Genomic DNA, 16,952 nt, shown 5'->3' on the forward strand with positions numbered 1-16,952 from the left:
GACAGGATTTGTGACCATAATTATAAAATGACTGGTGATTCTTACCAAAAAATAGCCAAAGGATGGAATAAAATGATGGAAGCTAAGAGTCGGCTAAAGGATTTGGACAGGATTGACCGCAACATTCTTAATGAACTGCAAAAGGATGGCAGGATTTCGAATGTTGAGTTGTCCAAGCGAGTTGGCCTGAGTCCTACACCGTGTCTGGAACGGGTTCGTCGCCTCGAGCGACAAGGTTATATCGAAGGATATGCCGCTATTCTGAACCCTCATTATCTGGACGCATCTCTGCTGGTGTTTGTAGAGATAACCCTCAATCGCGGGGCGCCTGATGTGTTTGAACAGTTCAACAAGGCTGTTCAGGTGCTCGAAGAGATCCAAGAGTGTCATCTGGTTTCCGGTGACTTCGACTATCTGCTCAAGACCCGAGTCAGCGACATGTCGGCTTACCGCCGTCTGTTGGGGGAAACCCTGCTGCGTCTGCCCGGTGTCAATGACACCCGTACCTACGTGGTGATGGAAGAGGTCAAGCAGAGCAGTCGTCTGGTGATCAGCACCCGATAAAGCAGGTTATGCCGCGGTATCTTTTCCATATGAGACACCATGACAGTCAGAAACGAGCGGCCGGTCCGCTCGTTTCTTCTTGTAAAGATAATTGCAAATATGGCCCCGTCCCATCAGGCTCTGGCTGACAATCGATGGGCTTTTCGGGGATACTAGGCCCCCTTATTTCCTGCATTACATGTTTTCAGAAAGGAGCCGGAGTTTGGCCGATAAAAAGCTGTTTACTCCTTTATCAGGTACACAACGGATCTTCGAAGCCGTCTTGATCGCCATCACCCTGATGGCTGCTTATCTTCTGCTTGCCCTGTTGTCCTATCATCCCGCTGATCCCGGCTGGTCCCAGACCTCCTGGCAAGGGGAGGTGAAAAACCTCGCCGGTAGTGCCGGTGCCTGGCTCGCCGACATCACCATGTTTACCTTTGGTGCCTTCTCCTATCTGGTGCCGCCGCTGGTGGTGCTGCTGGGCTGGAGTCTGTTCTGGCGCCCGAGCCGTCTGCTCGATGTGGATTACCTCACCCTGGGGGTGCGGATCATCGGCTTTATCCTGACCGTGCTCGGCATGTCGGCCATTGCCAGCATGAACTTCAACGATATGCAGAACTTCTCCGCCGGTGGTCTGGTGGGGGATGTGATCGCCTCCGCGGTGGTGCCGCTGTTTGGCGGCGTCGGGGCCAATCTGATGCTGCTCTGCTTCGTGGCAACCGGCATCACCCTGTTTACCGGCTGGTCCTGGCTCACCATCGTCGAGCAGATCGGCGCGGCCTGCACCGGTTCGGTCAGCGCTGTTTACCACTTCCCGACCACCCTCGGCCGCTGGCTGACCGGTGGCTGGCGTCAACCCCGCAACGAGGGGCCGGATCCCTTGCTGGAAGGCGGGGTAGGGGCCATCGCGTTTGATGACGAGGAAGATGAGCCGCATACAAGTTGGACTCGCAAGCCCAAGGCCAAGAACCAGAAGGCTGCCTCCGAAGAGTGGCTGCCGGAACTCGACGACGATACCTTCGAGTTCGATCCCCAGTTTGATGATGAAGATGATGAGCCGGCTCCGGCTGCCAAGCCGAAACGTGCGGTGGCGGCTGCCAATGGGCGCCGTCAGCCGGTACTGGCTGTGGCCGACGACGATGATGATGACGATCTGGATCTGCCGTGGGCCGAAGGGGACGACGAGGTCGCCGCGCCGGTAGCCGTCGCACCGACCAAGCCCAAGCGTCGTCCGCAATCTACGCTGCCGCCGTTGCCGAGTATCGAACTGCTCGACCGTCCACCCGCCAAGACCCAGATGATGAGCAAGGATGAGCTGGATCGCATGGGTCGTCTGGTGGAGGCCAAGCTTGCCGACTACAACGTGCAGGCCAAGGTGGTGGGTGTCTATCCGGGTCCGGTTATTACCCGTTTCGAGCTGGATCTGGCGCCGGGCATGAAGGCGAGCAAGATCACCAACCTCTCACGCGATCTGGCCCGCTCCTTGTCTGCCAGCAGCGTGCGGGTGGTTGAGGTGATCCCGGGTAAAACCTATGTCGGTATCGAGCTGCCCAACCGGGTGCGTCAGACCGTTTACCTGCGCGAAACCCTCGACTGCGATGCTTTCCGCGATAGCCGCAACCCGCTCACCATGGGCCTGGGTCAGGACATCGCAGGAGAGCCGGTGGTGGTGAACCTGGCCAAGATGCCGCACCTGCTGGTGGCCGGTACCACAGGTTCCGGTAAGTCGGTGGGGGTGAACACCATGATCATCTCGATGCTCTACAAGTCATCCCCCGATGATCTGCGTTTCATCATGATCGACCCCAAGATGCTGGAACTCTCGGTCTACGAAGGGATCCCGCACCTGCTGACCGAGGTGGTGACCGACATGAAGGATGCCGCCAACGCCCTGCGCTGGTGTGTGGGCGAGATGGAACGCCGTTACAAGCTGATGTCGGCAGTCGGGGTGCGCAACCTCAAGGGCTACAACGACAAGGTGCTGGCTGCCATCGAGGAGGGGGAACCTCTGCTGGATCCGTTGTGGCGCCCGGGTGACTCCATGGATCAGATGCCGCCAGAGTTGGAGAAACTGCCTCACATCGTGGTGGTGGTGGACGAATTTGCCGACATGATGATGATCGTCGGCAAGAAGGTGGAAGAGCTGATCGCCCGTATCGCCCAGAAGGCGCGGGCCGCCGGTATTCACCTTATTCTGGCGACCCAGCGTCCGTCGGTGGATGTCATTACCGGTCTTATCAAGGCCAACATCCCGACCCGGATCTCGTTCCAGGTGTCGAGCAAGATCGACTCGCGCACCATCATCGATCAGGGTGGTGCCGAATCTCTGCTCGGTATGGGCGACATGCTCTACATGCCGGCCGGTACCTCCAACCCGACCCGGGTACACGGTGCGTTCGTCGATGATCACGAAGTGCACAAGGTGGTGGCGGACTGGAAACTGCGCGGCGAGCCGAACTACATCGAGGAGATCCTCTCCGGTGAGTCGGGTGGTGAAGGTGGCAGCGGCGAATATGGCGGTGGTGGCGATGAAGAGCTGGACCCCCTGTTCGACGAAGCGGTCGCTTTTGTGGTGGAGTCCCGCCGTGGCTCGACCTCCAGCGTCCAGCGCAAGTTCAAGATTGGTTACAACCGGGCAGCCCGTCTCATCGAGCAGATGGAGAATCAGGGCATCGTCAGCTCACCGGGTGGCAATGGTCAGCGCGACGTCCTGGCACCGCCGCCGGTGCGGGACTAAGCCTCATCGTTTCATACTATCCTTGGCCATGCCCTCCGCGGGCGTGGCCTTTTATCGAGAGCGTCTTTATGAAGAGCGTGATGAAAAAACAACTGTTGATGGGTACCGTGCTGCTGATGGCCAGCAGCCAGGTGTGGGCCGATGCGGCCAGCGATCTCAAACAGAAGCTGGCGGGTGTCAGCCTCTTCTCCGCCAAATTTGCCCAGACCGTCTATGACAGCAAGGGCAAGGAGCTGCAAAAGGCCAGCGGCGATCTGCTGGTGCAGCGGCCAAACCGTTTCAACTGGCACACCACCTCGCCGGACGAGAGCCTGATCGTGGCCGATGGTCAGGATGTCTGGGTCTATGATCCCTTCGTCGAGCAGGTGACCGCCCTCAAGCTGAAAGATGCGGTGCTCAACACCCCCTTTATTCTGATCGCTGGCAATGACGACAAGTTCTGGAAGAACTATGACGTGACCCAGCAGGGGGATGTCTACACCGTCACCAGCCGCAACAAGGATGAGCTGATCGCCTCCTTCCGTGTCACCTTCGACAGACAAGACAACATCAGTCGTTTCGATGTGAAAGAGGCACAAGGGCAGTGGAGTGAATTCACCCTGAGCAGCTTCAATCGCAAGCCGGTGCTCAAGGGCAACGAATTTGTTTTCAAGATCCCGAAGGGGGTCGAACTGGACGACCAGCGCTAATGAGCAAGCGGTCGTTGGATTGCTCGCCACTGCGCCAGTCAAAGGCGAGTGGTGTGACGCTGGGTGGTCAATACAGATGAGCAACTTGTCGTTGGATTTCTCATCGGACTTTCGTCCGCTGGCGGCCCGGATGCGGCCGCAAAACCTCGACCAGTATATCGGTCAGCAACATATCCTGGGGGCTGACAAGCCCCTGCGCAAAGCGATCCTGGCGGGTCACTGCCACTCGATGATCCTGTGGGGGCCGCCCGGTACCGGCAAGACCACGCTGGCGGAGTTGATGGCTCACTACTGCCAGGCGGAAGTGGAGCGACTCTCGGCGGTCACCTCCGGTATCAAGGAGATCCGCGCCGCCATCGACAAGGCGAAGGAGAACAGCTGGCGCGGAGTGCGCACCATCCTGTTTGTGGATGAGGTGCACCGCTTCAACAAGAGCCAGCAGGATGTGTTCCTGCCTCACATTGAAGATGGCACCATCACCTTTATCGGTGCCACCACCGAAAACCCCTCGTTCGAACTCAACAACGCACTGCTCTCCAGGGCCCGAGTCTATCTGCTCAAGCGACTGGAGGAGAGCGATATTCTCGCCATGCTCGATCAGGCGATGACCGATCCCCGTGGTCTCAATGATCCGGCACTCACCTTCGCCCCCGGTGTCAAAGAGGCGCTGGCCAAGACGGTGGATGGGGACGGGCGTAAATCCCTCAACTATCTGGAGCTGTTGGCCGACATGGCCGAAACCGACAGCACTGGAGTGCGGGTGATCGACAGTGCCCTGCTCGCCGCCGTGGTGGGGGAACATGTGGCCCGCTTCGACAAGGGGGGCGATCACTTCTACGACCTCATCTCCGCGGTGCACAAATCCATTCGCGGCTCGGCGCCGGATGCAGCGCTCTACTGGTATGCCCGCATGGTGAGCGCCGGTTGCGATCCGCTCTATATCGCCCGCCGCTTGCTGGCGATTGCCTCGGAAGATGTGGGCAATGCCGATCCCCGTGCCATGCAGGTCGCCCTGTCGGCCTGGGATTGCTTCCATCGGATCGGTCCGGCGGAAGGGGAGCGGGCTATCGCCCAGGCGATCGTCTATCTCGCCTGTGCCCCGAAAAGCAATGCGGTCTACACCGCTTGGAAGGCGGCGCTTAATGATGCCAAAAACCTCCCTGACTTCGAGGTGCCGGTACACCTGCGCAATGCGCCGACCAAGCTGATGAGCGATCTGGGCTATGGCGCCGAGTATCGCTATGCCCATGACGAGCCGGGCGCCTATGCGGCGGGCGAGCAGTATTTCCCGCCCGAGCTGGCGGGCAAGCAGTACTACCAGCCCACCGATCGCGGCCTTGAAAAGCAGATTGGCCAGAAGCTCGATTACCTCCATGAACTGGACAGGCAAAGTCCGCAGCAACGGGGCAAATAGCCCCTTTGTTACCTCGCATGGCTGAAAATTGGTCAGGCGTTTGAATATGCAGGACGGTTTGCGTGCCAAAGTCGGTAAAAACGACACAAATAGTCCCTGTTCGGGCGGGGGGGCGGTCTGCTACACTGCCCGTCTGACCCCGCTTGTCTTGGCCTTGTGCCATCTTCTTGATCTCGAAGGCCTGTGATAGTTAAGGCCCGATTCTGAAGACGATTGGGGTGCGCCAACCGATGTTAACTTCCGGATCTGTTTCCCAGCCCGTCATGACGACTCAGGCCCAGATCCCATTTTAAAAAAGTAGGTAAACCATGCTGGATCCCAAATATCTGCGCAGCGATATCGAAGAGGCTGCCGCTCGTCTGGCGACACGTGGCTACGTTCTGGACGTAGCGGCTGTCAACGCTCTGGAAGAGAAACGCAAGGATCTGCAGTCCCGTACCCAGGAGCTGCAGGCCGAGCGCAACGCCCGCTCCAAATCCATCGGTGAAGCTGCCCGTCGTGGTGAAGATGTTGCCCCGCTCAAGGCCGAAGTGACCAAGATCAACGACGAGCTGGAAACCAGCAAGGTCGAGCTGGATGCCCTGCTGGCCCAGCTGAAAGCCATTGCCGACGCCATCCCCAACCTGCCGAGCGAGACCACTCCGGTGGGTCGTGACGAGAACGACAACGTGGAAGTGCGTCGCTGGGGGACCCCGCGGGAGTTCAGCTTCCCGGTACGCGATCACATCGATCTGGGCGAAGCGGCCAAGGGCGTTGATTTCAAGAACGGCGTCAAACTCTCCGGTACCCGTTTCGTGGTGATGAAGGGGCAGATTGCCCGTCTGCACCGTGCCCTGGCTCAGTTCATGCTGGATCTGCACACCCAGCAGCACGGTTACACCGAGTGCTACGTGCCCTATCTGGTGAACCCGGACAGCCTCTATGGCACCGGCCAGTTGCCGAAATTTGCTCAGGACCTGTTCAATACCGGTATCGAAGGTGAAGGGGAAGAAGAGGGCAAGCTGCGCAAGTTCTCCCTGATCCCGACCTCCGAAGTGCCGCTCACCAACATGGCCCGTGACGAGATCTTTGACGCGCAAGAGCTGCCGATCAAGATGACCGCCCACAGCCCCTGCTTCCGCTCTGAAGCCGGTTCCTACGGTCGTGATACCCGCGGCCTCATCCGTATGCACCAGTTCGACAAGGTTGAAATGGTTCAGCTGGTTCATCCGGAGAAATCCTGGGATGCACTGGAAGAGATGGTCGGTCACGCCGAGAAGGTGCTGCAACTGCTGGAGCTGCCGTATCGCGTGATGGCGCTCTCTACCGGTGACATGGGCTTCTGCGCTTCCAAGACCTACGATCTGGAAGTGTGGCTGCCGGCCCAGAACACTTACCGCGAGATCTCCTCTGTCTCCAACTGCACCGACTTCCAGGCGCGCCGCATGCAAGCTCGCGTGCGCATCGACGGCAAGCCGCAACTGCTGCACACCCTGAACGGCTCCGGTCTGGCAGTGGGTCGTACCCTGGTTGCCGTGATGGAGAACTACCAGCAGGAAGATGGCCGCATCGCCATCCCGGCTGCGCTGCAATCCTACATGGGTGGCCTGACCCACATCGGGTAGGTTCATGCCGCAGACCACAACGCCATGGCATTGCCATGGCGTTGTGCATTCTGGCGCCGATCAACCGTTTTAGTGCTGAAAAAATGCGGCTTTTCGGCGTCGCTTTGAACAGTTAACACATTTTTATCAAGCAATGCGCAATCGTTTTTGTTAGACTGCGCCGCAATTTCGCAGGACATCTTTTTCTATGGTCTGGATTGATTACGCCATCATCGGCATCGTCGGTTTCTCTGCTCTCATCAGCCTGGTGCGCGGCTTCGTCAAGGAGGCCATGTCTCTTGTCACCTGGTTCGTCGCCTTCTTTATTGCCAGCCATTTCTATCCTGATCTCGCCGTCTATTTCACCTCCTTCTCCGACGCGCTGGTTCGCAACGGTCTGGCCATCGCGGCGCTGTTTGTGGCGACTCTGATCCTCGGCAGCGTGGTCAACTATGTGGTGGGCCTGTTGGTGGACAAGACGGGTCTCTCCGGTACCGATCGGGTGCTGGGGGTCTGCTTCGGTGCAATTCGCGGGGTGCTGATCGTCAGTGCCCTGCTTTTTTTCATGGATACCTTCACCAGCCTCTCCCAGAGCGACTGGTGGGTGGCATCCAAGCTGGTGCCGGAGTTCAAGCCGGTGATCCAGTGGTTTTTCGGGTTCATGTTGAACTCATCCAGTTTTCTTAAACAGGTATAGTGACTTCGAGGTAGCAAAGACATGTGTGGTATTGTCGGTATAGTTGGCACCACCCCCGTCAATCAGGCCCTCTACGACGCCTTGACGGTGTTGCAGCACAGGGGACAGGATGCCGCCGGGATCGTGACCATTGATAGTGGAAACTTCCGGCAACGCAAGGCCAATGGCCTAGTGAAGGACGTGTTTGAAGTGCGCCACATGCAGCGTCTGCAAGGGAACATCGGCATAGGTCATGTCAGATACCCCACCGCAGGCAGCTCAAGTGCCGCTGAAGCCCAACCTTTTTATGTGAACTCGCCCTACGGCATGGTGCTGGCCCATAACGGCAACCTCACCAACGCCAAGGAGCTCAAGGAGCAGCAGTTCAAGGTCGCCCGCCGTCACATCAACACCACCTCCGACTCGGAAGTGTTGCTGAACGTGTTGGCCCACGAGCTGGATCGCTGTGACAAGATGGCCCTGCGTCCCGAAGATATCTTCGCCGCGGTGCGCAGAACCCATCAGCAGATCCGCGGCGCTTATGCGGTGGTCTCGCTGGTGATTGGTCATGGTCTCATCGGTTTTCGCGATCCCAACGGCATTCGCCCGCTGATCCTCGGTCGTCGTCAGGACGAGCAGGGCCAGGTGGAGTATATGCTCGCCTCCGAGAGCGTGGCACTCGACGCCATCGGTTTCGAGACGGTGCGGGATATTGCGCCGGGTGAAGCCATTTACATCACCGAGCAGGGCCAGCTCTTCTCCGAGCAGTGTGCGGAGAACCCGCAAATGAGCTCCTGTATCTTCGAATATGTCTATTTCGCCCGTCCCGATTCGTGCATCGACAAGGTCTCGGTCTACGCCGCCCGCCTCAACATGGGTCGCAAGCTGGGTCAGAAGATTGCCCGCGAGTGGGAAGATCTCGACGTCGATGTGGTTATCCCCATCCCCGAGACCTCCTGTGACGTGGCGCTGGAGATCGCTCACACCCTGGATCTGCCATACCGTCAGGGCTTCGTGAAGAACCGCTACATCGGCCGTACCTTCATCATGCCGGGTCAGACCCAGCGCAAGAAGTCGGTGCGTCGCAAGCTCAACGCCATCAGCTCCGAATTCAAGGGCAAGAAGGTGTTGCTGGTAGATGATTCCATCGTGCGTGGTACCACGTCCGAGCAGATCATCCAGATGGCCCGTGAAGCGGGGGCAGCCAAGGTCTACTTCGCCTCGGCGGCGCCGGAAATTCGCTTCCCCAACGTCTATGGCATCGACATGCCCACCGCCAACGAGCTGATCGCCCACGGTCGCGAAGTGGAAGAAGTGTGCAAGCTGATTGGCGCTGACGGTCTGATTTTCCAGGATCTGGAAGATCTGGAAGCCGCCGTGCGGGAGATCAACCCGGATCTGCGTCACTTCGAGACCTCGGTGTTCAATGGTCACTACGTCACCTCCGATGTGGACCAGTCCTATCTGGATCACCTCAATGCCCTGCGCAACGATGACACCAAAGCGGTGCGTGAGTGGCAGGAAGGCACCAGCAATCTGGAAATTTTTAACGAAGGAAGTTAAACGTTTGCGGTTTTGCCGGATGGGATAGCGAGATGGGGGCCTGTGGCCCCCATTGTCGTTTCTACCTAACACGGCAGAAGGGGGAGGAGATATCTGTTTGAAAAATATCCGCTTATCTTGCCGGATATGGGCATGGCCAGCAGGATCCGCTAGCATAGGCGGCAACATATATGATCGATACGCTTTTAAGAGACGAGAGTTCAGATGGATGATCTGCTAGCCCCAGTGCGCCAGTTTTTGCAGTGCGAGACCCCGGATGAGTGGGTAGAGATGGCGCGGGATCCGGCCCGTTTACCGACCCTGCTCATCGATCACGCCAACTGCGAGACCAAGGCCGCACTCACTGCACACAGTCTGGTGCGCCGCTACTGCCTGCCCAAGGGCAAGCGCCATCTGCTGCCCAAGCTGGAGTTTTATCGCGAGCTGGATGCCATTCCGGAGAAGGCCGAGATCTTGGGCAAACGCAGCATGGGGGAGTCTGATCGCACCGTCTTTGCCGAGCTGGAACGCAATCCGCTGCTGTTTCCCATGGTGCGACTCATTCAGGAGGAGCTGCACCACTTCGAGCAGGTGCTGGAGATCATGCAGGCCCGCGGCATCGAATACGGGCCGGTGACGGCCTCCCGCTATGCCCGCCAGTTGATGCAGCATGTGCGCACCCATGAACCGGCCACCATTGTCGACAAGATGATCATCGGTGCCTATATCGAGGCCCGCTCCTGCGAGCGCTTTGCCAAGCTGGCGCCCCATCTGGACGAGGAGCTGAGCCGCTTCTATGTCTCTTTGCTGCGCTCCGAAGCGCGCCACTATCAGGATTACCTGAGCCTGGCCGAACAGTACGCAGGGGAGGATATCAGCGAACGGGTGGCCTTCTTTGGCAAGCTGGAAGCCGAGCTAATCTGCTCGCCGGATCCGCAGTTCCGGTTCCATAGCGGCCTGCCTGTCACATCTGACAGTTGTTGACGCACAGGGGGCAAACTACTATTGCCCTGTTCCTACTACGAGCGACAAGTAGTTACTTTTGAGCGCAATTCCCGGCCCTGAGCCGGGATCTTTTTTTCTGTCGTACCTCCTTCCTGCATTTGGCGCTCTATGCTGAATCCCTGGCTATTTTTGCGTCTTCCCATTGCGATGAAATCCTGTTCGATCAGCCGGTTATTGTGGTGATAAAGTGCTCATTCAGGTGGCTCACCCTTGTAGAAACGGGCGAAACCGTGTACTTTTTTGCCTTCGCAAGATTTGAATAACCAATCAATAGGAGCGTGTATGCGCATTGTTCTGTTGGGGGCTCCGGGCGCCGGCAAAGGTACCCAGGCTCAGTTCATCATGGAAAAACACGGTATTCCCCAGATCTCCACCGGCGACATGCTGCGTGCGGCGATCAAGGCGGGCACCGAGCTCGGTCTGAAAGCCAAAGCTGTGATGGACGCAGGTCAGCTGGTCTCTGACGACATCATCATCGGTCTGGTCAAAGAGCGCATCGCTCAGCCGGATTGCGCCAAAGGCTTCCTGTTGGACGGTTTCCCGCGCACCATTCCCCAGGCGCAAGCCATGAAGGACGCCGGTGTCGTGGTTGATTTCGTACTGGAGTTCGATGTGCCGGACGAAGAGATCGTCAAGCGCATGAGCGGCCGTCGCGTTCACTCCGGCTCCGGCCGTACCTACCACGTGGTGTTCAACCCGCCGAAAGTGGAAGGCAAGGATGACGTGACCGGTGAAGATCTGGTGATCCGCGCCGACGACGAAGAGACCACAGTACGCAAGCGTCTGGATGTATATCATCAGCAGACCGCGCCGCTGATCGGTTTCTACGGCAAAGAGGCGGAAGCGGGCCACACCCGTTACGTCAAGATCGACGGCACCCAGCCGGTTGATCTGGTCAGCAAGCAGCTTGCCACCATTCTGGGCTGATCTTTGCTGCCGGCACTGTTTCCCGTGCCATCAGATAAATAAAGAGAAGGGCCCTGTCGGGCCCTTTTTGCATAATGACAGATAGACAGGAAGCCAACGTGACCACGAAAACCGGAATATTGCTGGTCAATCTGGGTACCCCAGCCGCACCGACCACCGCTGCCGTCAAAGCGTTCCTCAGCCAGTTCCTGCACGATCCCCGTGTGGTGGACCTGCCCCGTTACCTCTGGTGCCCGCTGCTCCACTTCATCATCTTGCCGACGCGCTCGCCCAAAGTGGCCAAGCTCTATCAGCAGGTGTGGACCGAGCAGGGCTCGCCGCTGATGGTGATAAGCAAGCAGCAGCGCGCCGCACTGGAGCAGGAGCTCAAGCGGGAGGGGGTCGATGTGCCGGTGGAGCTGGCGATGACCTATGGTTCCCCGTCAGTGAATGATGGCTGGCAGGCGCTCAAGGCCAAAGGGGTCAACCGGGTGATCCTGTTGCCGCTCTATCCGCAATATTCGGTCAGTACCACCGCCTCGGTCTTCGATGCCTGGGGCAAGGCGATGAAGAGAGAACGCAATCTGCCGGTGGTACGGCTCATTCGTGATTATCACGCCCATCCCGAATACATTCAGGCGCTGGCCATGAGCGTACGCCGTCACTGGGAGCAGCACGGTCAGGGTGGTCACCTGCTGATGTCGTTCCACGGTATTCCCGAGCGCTATGAGAACGAAGGGGACCCCTATGGTCACCAGTGTCGCCATACCGCCAGCTTGCTGGCCGAGGCGCTCGGGCTGGAGGCCGGGCAGTGGACGGCCAGCTTCCAATCCCGCTTTGGCAAGGAGGAGTGGCTCAAGCCTTACACCGACGTGACCATCGCCGGTATGCCTGCAGCGGGTATCAAGCGGCTCGATGTAATTTGTCCTGCCTTTGCCGCCGACTGCCTCGAAACCCTCGAGGAAATTCAGGTACAGAACCGGGATATCTTCATGGAGGCCGGTGGCGAGCGGTTTGAATATATTCCGGCCCTCAATAGCGATCAGGCCCACATCAGGATGATGGTCTCGCTCATCTGCCGCGAATTGGCATGAGTGACCGGCAGTCAGTCAAACAAGGAGTCGAGTCATGGTACATATCACGCTGATCTACGCAGGCCTGCTTGGACTGCTGTTTCTGGGGCTCTCCTTCTGGGTGGTCAGACGCCGCGCCCAGTTCGGGGTGATGATAGGGCAGGGGGAAGCCCCCGAGCTGCTGGCGGCGATCCGGGCTCACGGTAATTTTGCCGAGTATGTGCCGCTGACCCTGCTGCTGATGGCGCTGTGCGAGTTCTCCGGTGCCGGTGCGCTCTGGCTGCATGCCGGTGGCGCCATGCTGTTGGTCGGCCGCATCCTGCATGCCATCGGCATCCAGATCCCCAAAGCCCCCAATGTGCCCCGTTTTCTGGGCACCTTGCTGTTCTGGCTCGCCCTCGGCCTCTTCTCGCTGCTGGCACTGTTGCAGGGGATGGCGGCCGCCTGAAAACAGGCGCTTTTGTATGCTATGGAACCACCCCGGGCAGGGTGGTTTTTTTATGGTGAAAAGGCAAACGTTTTTCCTTGCAAGCCTTGTCTATACTGACTCCATTATTTAAACAGGGCGACTTTTCGGGGCGGCGGATTGTGTTAAAATCCCGCCCCTCTTTCCCCCAGAGCACAGAACATTGCCATGAAATTTCCCGGTCAGCGCAAGTCCAAACACTACTTCCCTGTCGACAGACGCGATCCCCTGGTTCCGCAAAATCCCCTGTTAACCGAGCTGGGCAAAGCCTACGTGGTCGGGATTGATCAGACCCTGGTTGATATCGAAGCCCATGTGGATGAAGACTTTCTGACCCGTTATGGTCTGAGCAAGGGACACTCCGTCGTCATCAATGACGACGTGGCCGAACGGATTTATGACGAGCTCAAGGCCAATAACATGGTGGTGAGCGAGTTTGCCGGTGGCACCATTGGCAACACGGTACACAACTACTCGGTACTGGCCGATTCCCACTCCATCCTGCTGGGTGTGATGAGTCAGGACATTCGCATCGGCTGCTACGCCTACCGTTATCTGTGCAACACCTCTTCCCGCGTCAATCTGGACTATCTGCAGCCGGTTGATGGCCCCATCGGCCGTTGCTTCACCTTCATTACCGAGTGCGGCGAGCGCAGCTTCGGCATCAACGCCGGCAAGATGAACCAGCTGGATGTGCAGCACATTCCGGAGGATGTGATTAAGGGGGCGTCAGCCCTGGTGATCACCGCCTATCTGGTGCGTGGTGACGATGGTGACCCGATGAAAGAGGCGGCCATGACAGCGGTGCGTTATGCCCGCGAGGCCGGTATTCCCGTGGTGCTGACCCTGGGCACCCGTTTCGTCATCGACGAAAACCCCCAGTGGTGGCGCGATTTCATTGCCGAGAACGTCACTGTGCTGGCGATGAACGAAGACGAAGGTGAAGCCCTGACCGGCATCGCAGATCCGCTGGGTGCTGCCGACAAGGCGCTCGACTGGGCCGACATGGTGCTCTGTACTGCTGGCCCCATCGGCCTTTACATGGCGAGTTATACCGATGAGGACTACAAGCGCGAGACCACCCATACCCTGTTGCCCGGCGTTATCCCCGAGTTCAACATGTATGAGTTCAGCCGCCCGATGGCCCGGGCCAAGTGCCGCAAACCGGCCCGTATCTACTCCCACATCTCCCCGTATATGGGTGGCCCGGAGAAGATCAAGAACACCAACGGGGCAGGGGATGGCGCCCTTTCCGCCGTGCTGCACGACATGGTGGCCAACTCCTATCACCGGATGAATGTGCCTAACTCCGCCAAGCACATCTCCGAGTTCCTGACCTACTCCTCACTGGCCCAGGTGTGCAAATACGCCAACCGCGTCAGCTACGAGGTGTTGGCCCAGAGCAGCCCCCGTCTCTCCCGCGGTTTGCCGGAGAAAGAGGACAGCCTGGAAGAGGTTTACTGGGAGCGTTGATCTCCTGAATCTGCAAGACGCCTCCATCGGGAGGCGTTTTTGCAGGCAAATATGAGTTATCCCGGCTTTTTTCCCGGAATAACCCCAATATGCTTGAGTCCATGTCACTTTTACGACACCATTTGGCCATCGTATTGTCGCCCGACAATGCCGCAGCACCCGAAAGAAAGAGAGAACCCCATGAGCATGCTTAACGACAACCTTGACGCCAATTTCCAACTGTTTATCGAACAAGTCCGCGAGTCGGGTCAGGTGTGGGGTCTGCGCTATGGGGAAGACTGGGTCGTCTGTCGCTCCGCCGAATTTGAAGATGCCGACGTGATGCCGCTCTGGTCTGCCGAAGAGGACGCCCGTCTGCACTGCGTCGACGAGTGGGCCGATTACGAGCCGGAAGTGATCGATCTGGAAGAGTTTCTCGATATCTGGATCAACGATCTGGATGAAGACGATGTACTGGTCGGCCCGAACTGGAACGCCGATCTGGAAGGTCAGGAGCTCGAACCCATCGAGCTGGCCAAGGCACTGATTGAACTGGACGCCTGAAAGCGCCTCCATTGATGGCCTGAACGCACAGGCTATCGGGACAAAGACCGGCATCCGTGAGGGTGCCGGTCTTTTTTATGGTCGAATGGCCCGATTGATGAGTTAAAAGCCGATTTGCCTTTGCACCTGTCAGGGGGATGGTCCATCATCAACCTTTTGCCAAGGGAGGAGCGCCATGTTTGTATTCGACGTAACGGGAGCTGCGGGTGAGAAGGCCAGCATTCGGGTGCAGGCGCTGGATTGGGCGCAAGCCGGACCTGTGACCTTCCAATGCGATGATGATCAGCTGGCGGTCGTGCTCCTGAGCGGTTGTCGTTGCGATGCGGTGGGCTTTTTCAATCTGTTGGCGGGGTGCAAACCCCTCTATATCGAGCAGTGGCTCAGCTATCTGCAGGAGAGTGGTCGCATTGGCAAGTGGAGCCATCAGACCGAGAGTCCCGCCGATGGGGACTATCTGGCCAGAGCCGGTCTGGAGCACGATGAACTCAATACCCTGCTTGGCCAGGTCTATCAGGTGGCGGGGTTCAATCGCCTGCAAATCAACCGTTACCTCAAGAACCGCCACAACCCCACCACGCTGGCGACCCGTTACGATCAGAAAGAGCTGGAGCGCTATCGCCAGCTCAATGACATCATTCTGACCCTTTTGAAGCTGAAGCATCCTCAGTAAAGAGCCCCAGCTGGCTTATATCCGGTCGCAGCGGTTGCGGCCGGGCGATCAGATAGCCCTGCAAGCCATCCACGTACATCCCCTGCAGCAGCTGTTTCTGACCAAGCTGTTCTACCCCCTCTGCAATCACCTGACACCCCATCCGATGTGATACATCGACGATCATCCGCACGAACTGCTGGTTGGTCTGATCCTGCTCCAGCCCGGTGATCAGGGCAGGGTCCAGCTTGATATAGTCGGGCTTGAGCTCGCGAAACAGGGTAAAGGAGCCGATCCCCTTGCCGAAATTGGCGATGGCCGAGCGGCTGCCGTTGCGGCGCAGCAATTCAAACACCCGCTTGGCGCCTGTCAGGTTGCGTTCCAGATGCTCTTCATCCAGTTCGAACACCAGATTGGCGCTGGTATTGGGATCTTTGAGCAGCTGGCGGTCAAGCCAGATCAGGAAGGCGCTGTTTTGCAGCAGGTTAGGGGAGAGGTTGATCCCCCAGCGACTCTGGTTGGCACCAAAGGCCCGGTACTGGCGCATGATATGGGTAATGACCAGCTGCTCCAGCCGCATCACCATATCGAGCCGCTGTGCCATGGCAAACAGGGTGTCGGTGGGCAGGGCAGTGCCGTCATTGCCGCTGAAGCGGGTGTAGATCTCGTTGTAAGCCAGCATGCTGCGGTGCAGGGGCTGGATTGGCTGATAGGTAAAGCTGAGGCGCTCCTGCGCCAGCACTTCGGTCAGCACGTCGCGCCAGTGGTGTTGCCCCTGTAGCTCGGAGGCGCTGTCATCCTGCTGGATGGCCCAGCCGTTGATGGTTTCAGTCTGGGCGCGAGCCAGCGCCAGATCCGCTCTGGCCAGCACGGCTTCAATTTTCTGGCCGCTGCTGAGCTTGGTCAGCCCCGAGTAACCGGTGCTCTCCAGCTCGTGCTGATCCTGATAGTGATCGAAGGCCACCTTCAAATCCTGCCCCAGCAGATGGGGGGGAATATTGGCCACCGGTTGCACCAGCACGGCGAAATCGGCCCCCGAAATGCGGTAGACCTGATTGCCCGGGAAGCGGCTTACCACCCGCTTGATGAGGGCGGCCATGTCCTTGATGTAGGCATCACCAGACTGGAAGCCGCGCTGGGCGTTGATTTTGCCAAGCTCGGTGGCACGGATCAGCACCAGGGTGGCGGTCTGGGTGTCCTGATCCCGCTGCAGCAACTCGGTCATGTCGCGGCGAAACGCGTGGCGGTTGAGTAGCTGAGTCAGCTCGTCGGTGGTGGCCAGGTTGCTGAGCTCGGTCAGCTGGCGATGAGCGCTCTGCTCGGCGCTTTCGAACTGCTCCAGCAGCTGTTGCAGCACCTCCCGGGAGGCGGGCTCATCGAGTTGTGAGGGGTCCCGCCCCCTGATCGCCTTGACCCAGGTGAGCTCCTGATGCTGGAGCATGCCATCCATGGTGCGGATGGCCAGCATCAACAGCAGGATCATGCCAAGCAGTGTGGTGGCCAGAATAATGGCCAAAGTGAGCGGTGTGCTCTGCAGGGCTAACCAAACTGCTTGCAGGAGCAGCAGGGGTATGGTCACTATGGTGGCGATCAGAAAGAGGGTACGTCCGAGCTTGTGAACCATCTTGTCATCCTTGAAGTGGCTGCTTT

General features: G+C 58.5%; 16 protein-coding genes. 14 read left to right on the forward strand and 2 right to left on the reverse strand.

Annotation, left to right across the window (positions count from 1 at the left end):
* Window positions 1-72: 72 nt before the first annotated feature.
* The 5 genes from lrp (at window position 73) to serS (ending at window position 6,990) form a co-directional block, all read left to right on the forward strand.
* The gene (lrp, locus tag ACTG19_RS00295) at window positions 73-564 is read left to right on the forward strand and encodes a leucine-responsive transcriptional regulator Lrp (RefSeq protein WP_005300047.1); all 492 of its coding nucleotides are present in this window, start codon (window positions 73-75) and stop codon (window positions 562-564) included.
* Window positions 565-766: 202 nt separating this feature from the next.
* Window positions 767-3,283, forward strand: coding sequence for a DNA translocase FtsK (locus tag ACTG19_RS00300; RefSeq protein ID WP_113739365.1), 2,517 nt, complete (start codon window positions 767-769; stop codon window positions 3,281-3,283).
* A gap of 80 nt (window positions 3,284-3,363) precedes the next feature.
* The gene (lolA, locus tag ACTG19_RS00305) at window positions 3,364-3,972 is read left to right on the forward strand and encodes an outer membrane lipoprotein chaperone LolA (RefSeq protein WP_041202312.1); all 609 of its coding nucleotides are present in this window, start codon (window positions 3,364-3,366) and stop codon (window positions 3,970-3,972) included.
* A gap of 76 nt (window positions 3,973-4,048) precedes the next feature.
* Window positions 4,049-5,386 carry a replication-associated recombination protein A gene (locus ACTG19_RS00310; RefSeq protein WP_113739366.1) on the forward strand — a complete coding sequence of 446 codons (1,338 nt, stop codon included), beginning with the start codon at window positions 4,049-4,051 and terminating at the stop codon, window positions 5,384-5,386.
* A 308-nt stretch (window positions 5,387-5,694) separates the two neighbouring features.
* Window positions 5,695-6,990, forward strand: a complete 1,296-nt coding sequence (serS, locus tag ACTG19_RS00315; protein ID WP_005351225.1) for a serine--tRNA ligase — start codon at window positions 5,695-5,697, stop codon at window positions 6,988-6,990.
* A gap of 2 nt (window positions 6,991-6,992) precedes the next feature.
* On the opposite strand, the gene ACTG19_RS00320 is transcribed toward serS, so the two are convergent.
* On the reverse strand, window positions 6,993-7,169 hold the full coding sequence (locus ACTG19_RS00320) for a hypothetical protein (protein ID WP_155395816.1): 177 nt from the start codon (window positions 7,167-7,169) through the stop codon (window positions 6,993-6,995).
* 8 nt (window positions 7,170-7,177) lie between these two features.
* Between ACTG19_RS00320 and ACTG19_RS00325 the strand changes: the two genes are divergently transcribed.
* The 9 genes from ACTG19_RS00325 (at window position 7,178) to ACTG19_RS00365 (ending at window position 15,323) form a co-directional block, all read left to right on the forward strand.
* Entirely contained in the window at window positions 7,178-7,666 is a 489-nt protein-coding gene (locus ACTG19_RS00325) for a CvpA family protein (protein WP_005337086.1), read from the forward strand.
* 21 nt (window positions 7,667-7,687) lie between these two features.
* Window positions 7,688-9,208 carry an amidophosphoribosyltransferase gene (gene purF, locus ACTG19_RS00330; protein WP_005351229.1) on the forward strand — a complete coding sequence of 507 codons (1,521 nt, stop codon included), beginning with the start codon at window positions 7,688-7,690 and terminating at the stop codon, window positions 9,206-9,208.
* Between the two features lie 204 nt (window positions 9,209-9,412).
* Window positions 9,413-10,171: a tRNA isopentenyl-2-thiomethyl-A-37 hydroxylase MiaE gene (gene miaE / locus ACTG19_RS00335; protein WP_005346385.1), complete on the forward strand. Its 759-nt coding sequence runs from the start codon at window positions 9,413-9,415 to the stop codon at window positions 10,169-10,171.
* A 303-nt stretch (window positions 10,172-10,474) separates the two neighbouring features.
* Window positions 10,475-11,119, forward strand: a complete 645-nt coding sequence (gene adk / locus ACTG19_RS00340; protein ID WP_005337083.1) for an adenylate kinase — start codon at window positions 10,475-10,477, stop codon at window positions 11,117-11,119.
* A 98-nt stretch (window positions 11,120-11,217) separates the two neighbouring features.
* The gene (gene hemH / locus ACTG19_RS00345; RefSeq protein WP_439988558.1) at window positions 11,218-12,192 is read left to right on the forward strand and encodes a ferrochelatase; all 975 of its coding nucleotides are present in this window, start codon (window positions 11,218-11,220) and stop codon (window positions 12,190-12,192) included.
* Window positions 12,193-12,226: 34 nt separating this feature from the next.
* Window positions 12,227-12,619: an MAPEG family protein gene (locus ACTG19_RS00350; protein WP_005337081.1), complete on the forward strand. Its 393-nt coding sequence runs from the start codon at window positions 12,227-12,229 to the stop codon at window positions 12,617-12,619.
* A gap of 186 nt (window positions 12,620-12,805) precedes the next feature.
* Entirely contained in the window at window positions 12,806-14,110 is a 1,305-nt protein-coding gene (locus ACTG19_RS00355; RefSeq protein ID WP_005337079.1) for an inosine/guanosine kinase, read from the forward strand.
* A gap of 180 nt (window positions 14,111-14,290) precedes the next feature.
* Window positions 14,291-14,653 (forward strand): DUF2750 domain-containing protein, encoded by a 363-nt coding sequence (locus ACTG19_RS00360; protein ID WP_439988559.1) that lies wholly within the window; start codon window positions 14,291-14,293, stop codon window positions 14,651-14,653.
* Between the two features lie 175 nt (window positions 14,654-14,828).
* On the forward strand, window positions 14,829-15,323 hold the full coding sequence (locus ACTG19_RS00365; protein WP_042055706.1) for a hypothetical protein: 495 nt from the start codon (window positions 14,829-14,831) through the stop codon (window positions 15,321-15,323).
* Here the strand turns inward: ACTG19_RS00365 and ACTG19_RS00370 are convergent.
* On the reverse strand, window positions 15,286-16,926 hold the full coding sequence (locus ACTG19_RS00370; RefSeq protein WP_088869175.1) for an EAL domain-containing protein: 1,641 nt from the start codon (window positions 16,924-16,926) through the stop codon (window positions 15,286-15,288). The two genes, ACTG19_RS00365 and ACTG19_RS00370, sit on opposite strands and share 38 nt — an antisense overlap.
* Window positions 16,927-16,952 lie beyond the last annotated feature (26 nt).

It is taken from the genome of Aeromonas sp. 3P, assembly GCF_051919745.1.
GTDB classification, from domain to species: domain Bacteria; phylum Pseudomonadota; class Gammaproteobacteria; order Enterobacterales; family Aeromonadaceae; genus Aeromonas; species Aeromonas veronii.

What these genes read in the sequence shown, in the direction of transcription:
- ACTG19_RS00365 (WP_042055706.1), top strand. Translation starts at nt 14,829, where the DNA reads ATGTTTGTATTCGACGTAACGGGAGCTGCGGGTGAGAAGGCCAGCATT.
- ACTG19_RS00325 (WP_005337086.1), top strand. Translation starts at nt 7,178, where the DNA reads ATGGTCTGGATTGATTACGCCATCATCGGCATCGTCGGTTTCTCTGCT.
- ACTG19_RS00360 (WP_439988559.1), top strand. Translation starts at nt 14,291, where the DNA reads ATGAGCATGCTTAACGACAACCTTGACGCCAATTTCCAACTGTTTATC.
- purF (WP_005351229.1), top strand. Translation starts at nt 7,688, where the DNA reads ATGTGTGGTATTGTCGGTATAGTTGGCACCACCCCCGTCAATCAGGCC.
- lrp (WP_005300047.1), top strand. Translation starts at nt 73, where the DNA reads ATGATGGAAGCTAAGAGTCGGCTAAAGGATTTGGACAGGATTGACCGC.
- ACTG19_RS00355 (WP_005337079.1), top strand. Translation starts at nt 12,806, where the DNA reads ATGAAATTTCCCGGTCAGCGCAAGTCCAAACACTACTTCCCTGTCGAC.
- ACTG19_RS00370 (WP_088869175.1), bottom strand. Translation starts at nt 16,926, where the DNA reads ATGGTTCACAAGCTCGGACGTACCCTCTTTCTGATCGCCACCATAGTG.
- adk (WP_005337083.1), top strand. Translation starts at nt 10,475, where the DNA reads ATGCGCATTGTTCTGTTGGGGGCTCCGGGCGCCGGCAAAGGTACCCAG.
- miaE (WP_005346385.1), top strand. Translation starts at nt 9,413, where the DNA reads ATGGATGATCTGCTAGCCCCAGTGCGCCAGTTTTTGCAGTGCGAGACC.
- ACTG19_RS00350 (WP_005337081.1), top strand. Translation starts at nt 12,227, where the DNA reads ATGGTACATATCACGCTGATCTACGCAGGCCTGCTTGGACTGCTGTTT.
- ACTG19_RS00320 (WP_155395816.1), bottom strand. Translation starts at nt 7,169, where the DNA reads ATGTCCTGCGAAATTGCGGCGCAGTCTAACAAAAACGATTGCGCATTG.
- lolA (WP_041202312.1), top strand. Translation starts at nt 3,364, where the DNA reads ATGAAAAAACAACTGTTGATGGGTACCGTGCTGCTGATGGCCAGCAGC.
- ACTG19_RS00310 (WP_113739366.1), top strand. Translation starts at nt 4,049, where the DNA reads ATGAGCAACTTGTCGTTGGATTTCTCATCGGACTTTCGTCCGCTGGCG.
- serS (WP_005351225.1), top strand. Translation starts at nt 5,695, where the DNA reads ATGCTGGATCCCAAATATCTGCGCAGCGATATCGAAGAGGCTGCCGCT.